At 35.3% G+C, this 12,939-nt stretch carries 11 protein-coding genes; 2 read left to right on the top strand and 9 right to left on the bottom strand.

The window, feature by feature from the left end; translation table 11 throughout:
- Window positions 1-11 precede the first annotated feature (11 nt).
- The 7 genes from K319_RS0110630 to K319_RS0110660 all read right to left on the bottom strand — a co-directional run bounded on the left by K319_RS0110630 (window position 12) and on the right by K319_RS0110660 (window position 8,106).
- Window positions 12-1,646: a GEVED domain-containing protein gene (locus tag K319_RS0110630; protein WP_084403436.1), complete on the bottom strand. Its 1,635-nt coding sequence runs from the start codon at window positions 1,644-1,646 to the stop codon at window positions 12-14.
- A 522-nt stretch (window positions 1,647-2,168) separates the two neighbouring features.
- Window positions 2,169-2,672 carry a GNAT family N-acetyltransferase gene (locus K319_RS0110635; RefSeq protein WP_316930928.1) on the bottom strand — a complete coding sequence of 168 codons (504 nt, stop codon included), beginning with the start codon at window positions 2,670-2,672 and terminating at the stop codon, window positions 2,169-2,171.
- A gap of 3 nt (window positions 2,673-2,675) precedes the next feature.
- Window positions 2,676-3,353 (bottom strand): DNA repair protein RecO, encoded by a 678-nt coding sequence (gene recO / locus K319_RS0110640; RefSeq protein WP_027383653.1) that lies wholly within the window; start codon window positions 3,351-3,353, stop codon window positions 2,676-2,678.
- 4 nt (window positions 3,354-3,357) lie between these two features.
- The gene (gene porZ, locus K319_RS0110645) at window positions 3,358-5,580 is read right to left on the bottom strand and encodes a type IX secretion system anionic LPS delivery protein PorZ (protein WP_027383654.1); all 2,223 of its coding nucleotides are present in this window, start codon (window positions 5,578-5,580) and stop codon (window positions 3,358-3,360) included.
- Entirely contained in the window at window positions 5,581-6,531 is a 951-nt protein-coding gene (locus tag K319_RS0110650; RefSeq protein WP_027383655.1) for a bifunctional metallophosphatase/5'-nucleotidase, read from the bottom strand.
- Window positions 6,531-7,295, bottom strand: coding sequence for a 5'-nucleotidase C-terminal domain-containing protein (locus K319_RS0110655; protein ID WP_027383656.1), 765 nt, complete (start codon window positions 7,293-7,295; stop codon window positions 6,531-6,533). Before K319_RS0110655 ends, K319_RS0110650 begins: the two co-directional genes overlap by 1 nt.
- A gap of 82 nt (window positions 7,296-7,377) precedes the next feature.
- Entirely contained in the window at window positions 7,378-8,106 is a 729-nt protein-coding gene (locus tag K319_RS0110660; protein ID WP_027383657.1) for a methyltransferase domain-containing protein, read from the bottom strand.
- 116 nt (window positions 8,107-8,222) lie between these two features.
- Here K319_RS0110660 and dapA point away from each other — a divergent pair, with 116 nt between their 5' ends.
- Window positions 8,223-9,098 carry a 4-hydroxy-tetrahydrodipicolinate synthase gene (dapA, locus tag K319_RS0110665; protein WP_027383658.1) on the top strand — a complete coding sequence of 292 codons (876 nt, stop codon included), beginning with the start codon at window positions 8,223-8,225 and terminating at the stop codon, window positions 9,096-9,098.
- A gap of 38 nt (window positions 9,099-9,136) precedes the next feature.
- Here dapA and K319_RS0110670 read toward each other — a convergent pair whose 3' ends face one another.
- Together K319_RS0110670 and mqo are read right to left on the bottom strand one after the other, a co-directional pair.
- Window positions 9,137-9,532: a hypothetical protein gene (locus tag K319_RS0110670; protein ID WP_027383659.1), complete on the bottom strand. Its 396-nt coding sequence runs from the start codon at window positions 9,530-9,532 to the stop codon at window positions 9,137-9,139.
- A gap of 19 nt (window positions 9,533-9,551) precedes the next feature.
- Complete coding sequence (gene mqo / locus K319_RS0110675) at window positions 9,552-11,033, bottom strand: malate dehydrogenase (quinone) (RefSeq protein ID WP_027383660.1); 1,482 nt, start codon at window positions 11,031-11,033, stop codon at window positions 9,552-9,554.
- A 170-nt stretch (window positions 11,034-11,203) separates the two neighbouring features.
- Here mqo and K319_RS0110680 point away from each other — a divergent pair, with 170 nt between their 5' ends.
- Window positions 11,204-12,892, top strand: a complete 1,689-nt coding sequence (locus K319_RS0110680; protein WP_027383661.1) for an ABC transporter ATP-binding protein — start codon at window positions 11,204-11,206, stop codon at window positions 12,890-12,892.
- The last annotated feature ends 47 nt before the right edge of the window (window positions 12,893-12,939 follow it).

A 12,939-nucleotide genomic window follows, 5' to 3' on the forward strand; every position in this document is an offset into this window, starting at 1 on the left:
TAAAATTACTTTCAATTATTTTTGATTGCTTTTATTATTCTAACACTTCCATCTTGCATATTTAGAGAAATCATATATATTCCAGATTGTAATGCTGAAAGATCTAATTCTTTACTTGGAATTAACGTTTTAATAATTCTTCCTGAAAAATCTGAAACGACAACCGACTTAATGTCTTTCGTATCCGAGAGTCTTAGCACATCATGAAATGGGTTAGGATATAGGGATATTTTTTTTTTTTCATTTTCAACCACTCCAAGATCTGTTTGGATAACATTTAAGGTATAATCTTCTACCTGCCCATACTCACCAATTCCACAGGGAGTTGCTACAGAGTTCATTTCAGCAGATTTGTCTATACGAATTCTCATTCGGGTATTTCCTTGTAAAATAGAAACAGGAAGGGAAAAACCAAGACGCCAATTTCCATAAGCGCCACCAGAATATGCAGGAATAGTATATAAGCCATCATCAAAAAATCCATTATGATCCGTATCAATCCACATATATGCTTTATAATCAGATAAAGTTGAATTAACAGCACTACTATAAACATCAACAAAATATATTATTCCTAGTTCATTAGGCATATTTGTGATTATTGAGGTAAAATTTTCATACCCATCTAATGAGGTGGAGCTATTTTCCATTATAATACTGTGAGTACTAGTTATTGTCTTTGATAGTTGTACTTTTTTTATTTTCAATCCACTTTCTTGGCTTGTACTTCCTGTACAGTATAATAAACTGCCTATTCCATTGGTTTGAAAATTAATCTCCGGACATGCGGTAGCCTCACCAATATCGTTAAAAGGAGTAACAGATGCATATAAAATTTTGTTTTGTGGTAAATTGAGCCTTTTATAATATAAATTATAGAGATTTTCACTATAAACTTCCGATCCACCAGACGTAGTTCCTACTTTTAGTCTATAGCTCCTAGCATTTGGGACTTTAGCCCATCTAAACTCCGCATTTGTGTAATCAACAACTGTTTCCGTTCCAGAAACAGTTGGAGTTTTCAGCGATGTGCAAGAAGGTGGAGAATCAATTGTTTGGCTAAGTTTAAAATTATCAATACCCATATAATAATTTACAACATAACTAACTTGATATTTCCACATTCTTATTCTAAACTTGAATGGGGAACCAGCTGGAACTGCTGCTGCAGGAATAATTCCAGAGACAGTAGTACACGGTATTGATGTCCCTGATAATGTAACTGTAGGTAGAAGGGTATTATACGTAAGACCATTGTCAATAGAATATTCAGCACCAATATACCCATTTATATCTCCTGAAGCAAGATACTGAAAAGAATAACTGAGATCTCTGCCATTTGAAGTGAAAGGCGAAGTATAAACCAAGTACCAAAGACCATTATCAAGTGAAGAATTATACTTAAGATTTTTGTAAATTGTGTTAGCACCATTACAAGGAATACCAGCTAAATTACCAACAGTAAAAACATTATTACTCCATACACCCGAACCACTTAAATTATTCCATTCGGCAGATAAATCAGAAGACTCGAAGTTTTCGTCTGTCCATATCTGTGCATTCATAAAAACCGAAAAAGCAAGTAGAAAAACAGAGAGATTTTTTTTCATGGTCTTGATTGTTTCTAACAAAGTTAAAAAATTCATTATAATCTTGATAATATTTAAATTAATATAATCATAAAATTACTACAAAAAACTGCATAAGTTTGGAGAGTTTTAGAATTAGAGCGTTTAGTATAAACTTATATTGTGTACTATTAATAATAAAGCCAACTATAAATAGCCGGCTTTCTAAATTTAAAAATAGTATATGAAGAAAAATTACTATCAGGCACTTGCTTGATTTCGTTCTGCGACAAATCTAAAATTATGCGCGGGATAGAACTTTAATGAATCATTATCCGTTTATTAATAATACTTAAGGATAAGTTCAGTTAAATTTTACTAAGAATTAATGCCTTCATAATACTGTTTTAGGAAATTGATATTTGAAATATTTTTGATTTCATAATTAACTTAGAACCAATATTTAAGCAAAACTCCTTAAGCCTTACTGTAAAAATTAAAATCTAAAGTTTCAAAGTTGTTCATCATCCATTCATTTTCAATGGTTTTAAATCGACGAAAACCCAATTACAAAAATAGCATCTGCGAAGGTTGCAAATGCTAAACGTTATTTTTATTGATGATATATTCCATCAAATAATCATCCATCACATAACCGTTTCCGATGTCAAAAATAGCCTCATCATAGATTTTGAAACCTTGGGATCTGTAAAAATTTTGAGCCTGATTATTTTTATTGACCGTTAGCGTCACCCTTATATCATTTGCTTTTTTGGCTTCATTGATGACAAATTCCAAAGCTTCTTTCCCCAACCCTTTTCCTTGCGCTTCCCTCAAAAAATAGATCCTGTGGAGTTTTGTAGTTTCCGGTTCCTGATGAAACTCGAAGCCAATAAAACCTGAGAATAATCCATCTTCTTTAATTAGATAATACTGGAAATTTGGATTTTCCAATTGAATGCCAATGGCATCATCAGAATACATCAGATCCAACATATAATCAATTTGTTCTTGTTGGAGAATATTGGCATAAGCAAAATTCCAAGATCTTTTTGCCAGATCCTGAATTGTGGGGATATCTTTTTCTGTGGCTTTGATGATCATGATTTAAAAAATTTCTTTGATAATCTCCAGTGATCTCGGTTCTCGAAAATCTGTAAAATGGTAATGAAAATAAACCAAGATAGAATCCAGGAAGTTTTGTTTTCCTACCCTGCTTAATTTTATATCGTATGGATCGTGGGAAATAATCAATTTCTTCCAGATTGAGGAAATATCTTTATCGAAAAAGTGATGCGTTTCTCGTTCTTCAAAATTTCCAGATTCCGGGTTTAAGAAATCATTATCCGAAAACAGAGGCTGCAGACCCTGTTGCTTCAAAAGTCTAAAAATGAATATGAGATGAGATTGGAAATTATCCATTTGCAGCTGATTCAGGAAAATAGAAATTTCCGAATAAATATCCTGATTCTGATTTTCGTTTCTCAAAACCTGGTTCAAGAGGTCGGAAATAAAAAACAGAATCGAGTTTTTCCGAATGTCTGATGTGAAAAGCTCAGAATTTTTTTGCTCTATTTTGGTAACATTCCGAATATTTTTTTTTTGGTCTGATGTGTAAAGTATCAATTCATTCAATGGAAAAAGAAAGGCTTTCTTCTTATTTTTTGGAGCATAGATTCCTTTTGCAAAAAAACTTTCGAACCCGTTTTTTTTACAAAAACAATGGAGAACAGCATCGTGATCTCCATATTTTGTATAGGACAATAAGAAAACTTCTTGTGTCATTTCATTAGTTTACCACCGCAATTTTCGCCGTTGCAGTATCTGTACCATCTTCATTGGTCATTAGGACATAATAGATTCCGGACGCTACTCTCACGCCTCTTTTATTGTTGAGATTCCATTCAAAATAACCACCATTTGCAACTGCAGAATGTACAAGGTTACCCGCCGCATCTGTAATTCTGATGTTGGTTTTTTGTGCTAATCCTCTTATTCTCACATTACCTTTGTATTGAGAATATACTACCGGATTGGGATATACCAATACATTTCCAAAGTTGGACGTAACCTCGGTAACGTCACCCTGATAGACCATAATGCCATCTATGGTTGCAAAGTAAACCTTTCCTGTTCTCTCATCTATTTGAATATCTGTTACACTGTCATTGGGCAATGGAGAGTTGGATTTTGTAAAATGATAAATGGTTTTATCTCCATTGGGACTCATATAAAAAACACCTCCTCCGTCTACAGAGACCCATTTTTGATTACCAGAATCTGCTGTGATCTGTAAAATATTGGCATCTCTGAATAATTCTTCTGCCAATCCATTTTCCTCTATTATGATATTATCTGCTTGCGGATTATCTTCTAATATTGCCGATTTTGGATTTGAAAGAACCCTAAGCCCTATTGCCGTACCGATCCAAAGATCATCATTTTTATCAATAGCAGTAGACACAACTCCTCCTTCCGGAATATTATTGGTATTGGCAAGTAATTTAAACTTGTCATCCGAAGTTGAACTGATCGTATTGTTATAATCATACATGATGAGTCCCGTTATCCTTGGAATCGGGATGTATAAAACACCATCTTTTGTCATTGGTTTCTGTCCGCCATTTGAGACTCTAAGATTATTTACAACAAAATTATCCACACTTCTATCGTAATAATAAAATCCTGTTCCGGAAACATTACCATTGATAAAACTTGCAGAACACATCAAAGTATTTCTATCATCAAAAGTGCAACCAATAGGCAGGTCACTAACGCCTTGTGAAGCATTGAATATGTATTGTTTTACAAATTGGTCATTTACCATTTTATAAATTCCTCTTTGCCCAGAGAAAAAATAATTACAAAAGAAAACCTCGGATGGGTTAGATGGATTCGGTACGACATCCAATATATTAAATTGATTATTTGTCCTGAAAAATTCTGGATATATCCAGTTACTCCCGTTATAATGATAATAGCCTAAGTATGGAGGCTGCATTTGATTATATTCTGATCTTGCACCTGTCGAAACCCATATTTCCCCATTCAATAAAGATAATTTATAAGATTGGTTGTTGTACGGACCATCAGGCTTGAGACTATTTTTCTGTTCATTAAAAATCCCGGAAAGCATAGTTCCTGTAAACAGGTTATTATTGTAAAGTAAGGCTGTATTTATATCTTCTCCCGCATCGAATGTTTTTTGCCTGATACCATTTGTTCCATAGATATGAACCTGGGTATTATCTGTTACAATAATTTGGTTATCCGTAACTCTAACATCTTGAATATTGGTAAAGCCAGAAATGGTAGAAAAACTGTTTCCTGTACCATATCTGACGTCGTTGTTTGTTGCAAAAGCAACAATATTTGCAGCATCAATCTTTTTGAAAGTACCAGTCTGTACCAAATTAGGACTCACATTCCATTCAGAATATATGGCAAAAGTTGAGTTGATCTCATGTCGTTTCAGTCCCAGATTCGTTGCAACATATACTGTATTATCTTTTATTACTGCAGAATTTACACCTTCATAACTTCCTCCCGTAGAAAAAAAGGCAGTATCGCCAAATTCTCTCTTGGAAATATTAAAAATAGAGACTCCATAGCCAGTAGATATTACTGCTCTATCACCATTAATGGAAATATGATTGACTCTTTTGTTGACATTGGCTGACAAAGGAATATCCACTATCAGGAAAATCCCATTAGGAGTTATCACATCCAGCGATCCATTTTCATAGCCAACTACTCCCGTTTGGGTAGCAGCATTATAATCAAAAGCAGATATTTTTACGTCATGCAGGCCATTGGCTTTTGACAATTTTTTAATTTCTCCGGTAGATGGATAATAATAAAAAATGCCACTTCCTGTAGCAGCGATGAGCCTATCCCCATCTTCTCTTATCACTTTTACATTATTATAAGAGAAAAGATCGCTCCACTTACTAGACTGAGCCTGAGCAATAAGAGTTATAAAAACTGATATAAATAATAAAATTTTCTTCATCTAGACTATTATGCTTTCATCTATTAACTGATTATTCCACGAAATATTTTTTACATCCCTATTTTTGTCGAAATAAAAATCCAATCTTCCCAATAAAATCCCTGCCCATCCTACTTGATTTACAATAACATTCTTACTCTCCCTATTCTGAAAAGTTAGAGGTTCTGGAAGGAAAGTATGGGTATGTCCACCTAAAATCAAATCTATCCCGGAAGTTTTTGCTGCCAGATGTTTATCCGATATTTTATTTGGTTGATCATTGTACTCGAACCCAATATGGGAAAGGCAAATCACTAAATCGCATTTTTTTTCCTTCTTTAAAAAATCAGAATAGTGTTGTGCAATTTCTATCGGATCATGATAAATGGTTTCTGCATAGTTCTTTTTTCCTACAAGACCATTCAGCTCTATTCCAACTCCAAAAATTCCTACTTTGATCCCATTTTTGTTGAAGATTTTATAGGATTCTGTCTTCCCATCTAAAATAGTATTTTTAAAATCATAATTGGAACAGATGAAAGGGAATTTCGCATTTGGCAACACTTTCAAAAAACCTTCCAACCCATTATCAAAATCATGGTTTCCCATTGTAGATGCATCATATTGCATCATACTCATTAATTTAAATTCCAACTCTCCTCCAAAAAAATTGAAATATGGTGTTCCCTGGAAAATATCTCCCGAATCCAAAAGCAAAACATTTTTTTCCTCACTCCTTATTTTTTTGATCAGGGATGCTCTTCTCGCAAATCCGCCCTGATTGGGATTGCTTTTAAACGAATCGGCAAAAGGTTCAATCCTGCTGTGCTGATCATTGGTATGCAAAATTGTCAGCTTGTGTGCAGATTCTTTTTTCAATATGTCAAATTGTTCCGCTAACAAAAGATTAGGTGCTAATGTCAAAGCGAGACTCCCGCCTCCTACACACTTCAGAAATTCTTTTCTTTTCATTATTCCTGCACTTTTTTATTTTTAAAGATCAATCTGACGTCATCAGGCGCAGAAACTTCTGGGTTCTGTTTAAATTTTTCCAGAAACAGGTCACGCATCTTGATGCCTGTAGGAATCATTTCGCCTTTGCTGAAGAAAAACATATTATCTCCTCCCAAAGCTAAATAATCCGATGTTGCAATATAATAGGTTTTGTTTACATCAATTGCTTTGCCGTTGATAAGCTTTTTCGATATCATATTTCCTCCGTCTGTTTCTATTATCATATGAGAAACCGGGTTATTCTGCTGCGTTTTTAAATAATATTGGAACATACCATCAATAACCTTTCCGGACATTTTTACAATTACAATTTCATTATTGAAGGGCATCACTTCATAAATATTTTTCAGAGTAATGTCTCCTTTCGGAATTATATTTCTAATTCCGCCAATGTTGATTACAGCAGCATCTATTGGCGGAAGGTTATTTTTCTTTGCCCATTCATCTGCACCTTCGAAAGTATAATCCGCCAAAAGGTTTCCGAGATTGCTATTATCTCCGGATTTATTAAGCTCTACATTGGTATGGGAGATTTTGGTGTTCATCTTACCTTCCAGCTCGTTTTTATACGGTTGGATAACGGCATCCATCGCCTTGTCGTCTTGTAATTGACTGGTAATGTAAATGTTTTTTTCGGTATGGATGTTTGTAATATTGAGCGGCGTTTTACATCCGATCAAAAGCAATCCAATGATTCCGAATCCAAAAATTTTATTTTTCATTGAAAGAAAATAGGAATACAAATCTAATGATTTTAAGGCTTCTAAACCAACTAATTAATTATTGGTCAATGAAATGGGGTCGTTATTTTTTATTCAAAAGTAAAATGGTATCTTTTTTAGAGGAACCCAGACCGTCATCTTGATCAAAGGTCTTGATGGTCACAGTAAAACCAGCCTTTTCCAATCTTTCCGCCAAACCTTTTACAGAATAAAGCCTAACGTGATCTGCCTGTCCGAAGTACTTCAATCTATCCTCATCTGTCTTTGCTTCAGGAACTTCATATATTTCACCTTCTTTGAAGGGCGTTTGCACGAATACCTTTCCATCGTCTTTCAGAACTCTGTACAGTTCGGACATCGCCTTTGCATCATTCTCTATATGTTCCAAAATATGATAGCAGAAAATATAATCGAAAAAGCCCTCTTCTACAGGAATGTCTGTAATATCATATTGGTACTCCGCTATGAAATCCGTAGAAAGATCGGTGGGAAAATATTGGATATTCTTAGATTTTTTAAGTCTTCTGTATAAGGACCTGGAAGGGGAAAAATCCAATAACTTAATAACATTCTTACCTGAGTATTCTTTCTTGAATTCTGAAAAAAGCCGTCTGTCTCTAGGCATGCTTCCACAGCTTGGGCATAATTTTTCCCCACGTTGATTCAGTAGAAATTTCCGGAATGATTTATCACAAATCGGACAGTGATAAGAATTACCAATATAATAGAGATAAATTATTTTTCTGAAAAAGGTTTCATTCTTTATTAAAAAATCTTTCGGTAATATTCTTTTTATTGTGTTATACGGCATTCTTCAATTTTCTGAAATGAGTGTTTTAGGCTGGAAAGACTAAATAATGACAAATATAATATTTGTGAATTTATTAAAATAAATTAAATTTGATAAATTTAATTATTCAAATAAAAATGAGTCAGCTAAAAGGCGTAGGTGTAGCTTTAGTAACACCTTTCAATGAAGATCTCTCTGTAGATTTTGATTCTCTTACCAAATTAATCGATTACAATATAGACAACGGTACCAATTTTCTGGTTGTTCTTGGGACTACGGCGGAAGCTGCAACTCTTTCGAAGGAAGAAAAAGAAAAGGTGATCGCACACATCACAAAAATAAACAACAACAGATTGCCTCTAGTTCTTGGAATTGGGGGGAATAACACTTCCGAGGTTGTACAACAGATCAAAGAAACTGACCTGTCAGATTTCGATGCGGTACTTTCTGTTTCTCCTTATTACAACAAACCAAATCAGGAAGGACTTTATCAGCACTACAAAGCTTTGGCTGAAACCGGTGAGAAAATCATCATCTACAATGTTCCGGGAAGAACCGGGCAAAACGTAGAGGCTTCCACAACACTAAGATTGGCAAAGGAATTTCCAAATCTTTTCATGGTAAAGGAAGCTGCTCCAAATATCCTTCAATACTTTGACATTTTGAGACAAAAACCTGAGAATTTTTCCCTGATGTCTGGCGATGACGAATATACTTTGCCAGTAACTCTGGCTGGTGGGGATGGTGTAATTTCTGTGATCGGCCAGGCTTATCCAAAAGAATTCTCAACAATGGTAAAACTGGCCCTTAAAAGAGAAGTTGATGAGGCTTACAAGATTCACAATTCTTTGGTAGAGATCACCAGACTGATTTTTGCAGAAGGCAATCCTTGTGGTGTGAAAACTATTCTTGCAGAAAAAGGAATCATCAAAAACTACTTAAGACTTCCTTTGGTTCTGGCTTCAGAAGGTCTTCAGGAAAAAATAAAGCAAGAGATGCAAAAACTTTCTTAAAAATAAAAAGGTTCAGAAAATTCTGAACCTTTATTTATTTACATATCTAATCTGATCTTATAAACATCCGAGGAATTTCTAACGATTCCTTCCTGGAAAAACCCATCATTTTGTGGAATAAGTTCTATAAAATCAAATATCTTGCAACTTTTTGGCAATCCCGAGAACACTAATGTAAACCAATATTCTTTTCCAAAAGGCACATCCGTCCATTCTGGAAAAAGGCTGATATTTTCAAAATGAACAAGTTTGGAAACATGCTCAGATTGCCTGTCAACCAGATAAGTGGAAGACCATATCCTGATTTTCTCTTCAAGAAAAAACTCCGATTTGTAACAGCAATGTAGAATCACCTGTTTTTCTTCAACAATTTCAGACTTGACCTTCTCAAGAAGCCCTTCTGCAATATAAGGTTTTACAATCGTTTCACTCATTTTTTATTGAGTTCAAAAATTAATATTCCAATTCTAATTTTTCTTTAGAATACGCTCTGATCTGCTGGATCAGTTCCGGATGTTCAGCTAATTTTTTACCATAGCTTGGGACCATCTCCACAAGCTTGTCTTTCCAGTCTGTTTTAAGTTTATCTGCAAAGCAATTTTCCAAAACCATGATCATTGCAAATGCAGATGTACTGGCACCAGGAGATGCCCCCAAAAGCGATGCGATATTCTTATCCTTGTTCACAACAACCTCTGTCCCAAACTCCAATCTTCCACCTTCAAAACGGTCTTTCTTGATGATTTGTACTCTTTGCCCGGCCTGTTTCAGTTCCCAGTCTTTTTCCTGGGCATCGGTCACAAAGTCTCTCAGATGTGACATTCTTTGAGATTTGTTCATCGTTACTTGTTGGATCAGATATCTGGTCAAAGGCATATTGTGCCACCAAACCCCGAATAATGATCGGATGTTTTTAAAATTAACACTTTCCGGAAGGTCGAGATAACTTCCTTCTCTTAGGAACTTGGTCGAGAATCCTGCAAAAGGGCCGAATAGAAGTGCTTTTTTACCATCGATGATTCTGAGATCAAGATGAGGGACAGACATTGGAGGTGCACCAACCGTAGCCTGGGTATAGACTTTCGCATTATGTTTTTCCACCAGTTCCGGATTTGTGCTTACCAGCCATTGTCCACTTATTGGGAAACCGCCGTAACCTTTACTTTCCTCGATACCGGAACTCTCCAATAACGGCAAAGCATATCCGCCAGCCCCAATGAACACAAAGTCTGCATTCACGGTCTGCTTATGAAGGTTTTTCCTGTCGTTCACTTTTAAGTTCCAACTTCCGTGTCCGTCTGCATCGATATCCTTTACTTCATGATAGGTGAAAACCTCTACAGATTCTGTTTTGTTCAGATGTTCTATCAGTTTTACAGTCAACTTTCCGAAATCCACATCAGTTCCCAGGTCCATCTTGGTAGCAGCCAGCTGATCGGTTGCCATTCTTTTCTGCATCATCAATGGAACCCATTCTGCTAGCTTTTTGTGATCGTCGGAATATTCCATCCCTTGGAACAATGGGGATTTTTGTAGAGCCTCGTGTCTTTTCCTGAGGAATTTCACATCCTTTTCCCCGAAAACAAAACTCATGTGGGGACAAGAATTGATGAATTCTTTAGGATTATCAATGATGCCCTTATTGACCAGATAAGACCAGAATTGCTTGGAAACCTCGAACTGTTCAGCAATATATTCTGCTTTTTTTATATCGATTTTGCCTTCTTTCTCCGGCGTGTAATTCAGCTCACAGAATGCCGAATGTCCTGTTCCAGCATTGTTCCATGCAGACGAACTTTCTTTGGCTACTTTTTCCAGTCTTTCGAAAATGGCAATCTCCAGATCAGGGTCGAACTCGTGTAACATTGTCGCCAATGTAGCACTCATTATCCCACCACCAATCAGTACAACATCGTATTTAGGTTTTGGATTCATTTTTTAGATTTTTCGAGTACAAAATTAATGATAAATGTCAATTTTCCATGCCTCCTCAATTTTTAAATATCTTATCATTTGTTAAGAAATCTCAAAACTTATTTTAAAGTCTTTTCTGAAATTTTAAATCATTAATTTTGCATTGGCTTTGGAAAATCAAAGTTTGAAAAATGAAAGCTTTAAAAACACTGAATCCATATTTCTGGAAACATCGCGTCTTACTTTTCTGGGGATTTTTATTTATTATTCTGAGCAACTTTTTTGCGATCTACAAAATCCAATATATCGGACAGACCATCAATATTATCGAGAAGAATTATTCAACATTAAACCTATCTTCTGACCTTAATATCATTGATAATGTCAAGAATAACTGGATATACTTCAGAGTAATTTTCATCAATTCGGGAATCCTGATCGGCTGCTCTCTCCTATCAGGCTTTTTCACTTTTATGATGAGACAAACCATCATTGTGGCATCCAGAAGAATAGAATATGAACTGAAGAATAAGATTTATACCCATTATCAGGAATTATCTGTTACTGACTACAAAAAGACTACAATAGGCGACCTCATGAATCGTCTTAGCGAAGATGTTGTCGCTATCAGGATGTATCTTGGCCCCGGAGTAATGTATGTCGTCAACCTAATCATTTTACTGATCATTACCAGTGTTTATATGTTCATGACAGATCTGCAGATGACACTTTGGACGTTGATACCTCTTCCTATTCTCTCTTACGGCATTTATAAAGTAAGCGATATCATCAACAAGAAATCGAAGGTGATGCAGAAAAGCCAATCCGGAATCTCGACTTTTGTACAGGATAGTTTTTCGGGAATCCGTGTTGTAAAGTTCTTTAGTAAAGAAAGATATATTGAAAAAAATTACGGAGTCAAAGTTAAAGATTATCAGGACAAAGCACTTGACCTGGCAAGAACAGAAGCTTATTTTTTCACGATCATCATTTTCGTTATCGGACTTTTAAACGTAGCTATTCTTTATATTGGAGGTCAAAAGTATATTGCCGGGGAAATGAGCGTGGGGACTATTGCAGACTTCTTCATGTACATCAATATGTTGATTTTCCCTTTCTCAATGTTAGGTTGGGTAACATCTGTAAACCAAAGAGCAGAAGCAAGTATGCAACGTGTAAATGAATTCCTGGATCTGAGATCAGAAATCGTAAATACAAATCATGAAGTTTACCCAATAGATGGCGAAATAGAGTTTCGAAACGTAAGTTATACTTATCCAAATACTGGCATCAAAGCAATCGATAACCTGAGTTTTAAAATCGATGCCGGGAAATCGCTTGCAATAATGGGTAAAACGGGAAGTGGAAAGTCAACAATTGCGCAACTTCTTTGCCGTTTGATCGACCCTGATGAGGGAGAAATCCTTATTGATGGAAAAAACTTAAAAATGCACAATCTGAAACTTTACCGAGACAAAATTGGCTACACCCCACAAGAAAGTTATCTATTTTCTGATACAATTGAAAACAATATTGGATTTGCTATTGACAAGCCAAATCCAAGCTTGGTAGTAGAAATGGCGAAAAAAGCGGATGTCCATAAAAATATCGAGGAGTTCAAAGAACAATACCAAACCATGGTAGGTGAACGTGGTGTAATGCTTTCTGGCGGGCAGAAGCAGAGAATTTGCATTGCCCGGGCGATGATAAAGCAACCCAATATTTTAATTTTTGACGACTGTCTTTCCGCACTTGATACGGAAACAGAAGAAAACATCTTACAGAATATCGACAACGATATCAAAACTACAACTTCCATCATAATAACCCACAGAGAATCAAGTGCGAAACGTGCAGATGAAATTCTATATCTAAATTAATTTCGGCACAAAACCATTTGAAATTTTATCAAAATTTTAAGAAAAAA

The sequence above is a fragment of the Epilithonimonas caeni DSM 17710 genome (assembly GCF_000426465.1).
In the GTDB taxonomy this organism is placed as follows: Bacteria; Bacteroidota; Bacteroidia; order Flavobacteriales; family Weeksellaceae; genus Epilithonimonas; species Epilithonimonas caeni.

What these genes read in the sequence shown, in the direction of transcription:
- K319_RS0110630 (WP_084403436.1), bottom strand. Translation starts at nt 1,646, where the DNA reads ATGAATTTTTTAACTTTGTTAGAAACAATCAAGACCATGAAAAAAAAT.
- K319_RS0110635 (WP_316930928.1), bottom strand. Translation starts at nt 2,672, where the DNA reads ATGATCATCAAAGCCACAGAAAAAGATATCCCCACAATTCAGGATCTG.
- recO (WP_027383653.1), bottom strand. Translation starts at nt 3,353, where the DNA reads ATGACACAAGAAGTTTTCTTATTGTCCTATACAAAATATGGAGATCAC.
- porZ (WP_027383654.1), bottom strand. Translation starts at nt 5,580, where the DNA reads ATGAAGAAAATTTTATTATTTATATCAGTTTTTATAACTCTTATTGCT.
- K319_RS0110650 (WP_027383655.1), bottom strand. Translation starts at nt 6,531, where the DNA reads ATGAAAAGAAAAGAATTTCTGAAGTGTGTAGGAGGCGGGAGTCTCGCT.
- K319_RS0110655 (WP_027383656.1), bottom strand. Translation starts at nt 7,295, where the DNA reads ATGAAAAATAAAATTTTTGGATTCGGAATCATTGGATTGCTTTTGATC.
- K319_RS0110660 (WP_027383657.1), bottom strand. Translation starts at nt 8,106, where the DNA reads ATGCCGTATAACACAATAAAAAGAATATTACCGAAAGATTTTTTAATA.
- dapA (WP_027383658.1), top strand. Translation starts at nt 8,223, where the DNA reads ATGAGTCAGCTAAAAGGCGTAGGTGTAGCTTTAGTAACACCTTTCAAT.
- K319_RS0110670 (WP_027383659.1), bottom strand. Translation starts at nt 9,532, where the DNA reads ATGAGTGAAACGATTGTAAAACCTTATATTGCAGAAGGGCTTCTTGAG.
- mqo (WP_027383660.1), bottom strand. Translation starts at nt 11,033, where the DNA reads ATGAATCCAAAACCTAAATACGATGTTGTACTGATTGGTGGTGGGATA.
- K319_RS0110680 (WP_027383661.1), top strand. Translation starts at nt 11,204, where the DNA reads ATGAAAGCTTTAAAAACACTGAATCCATATTTCTGGAAACATCGCGTC.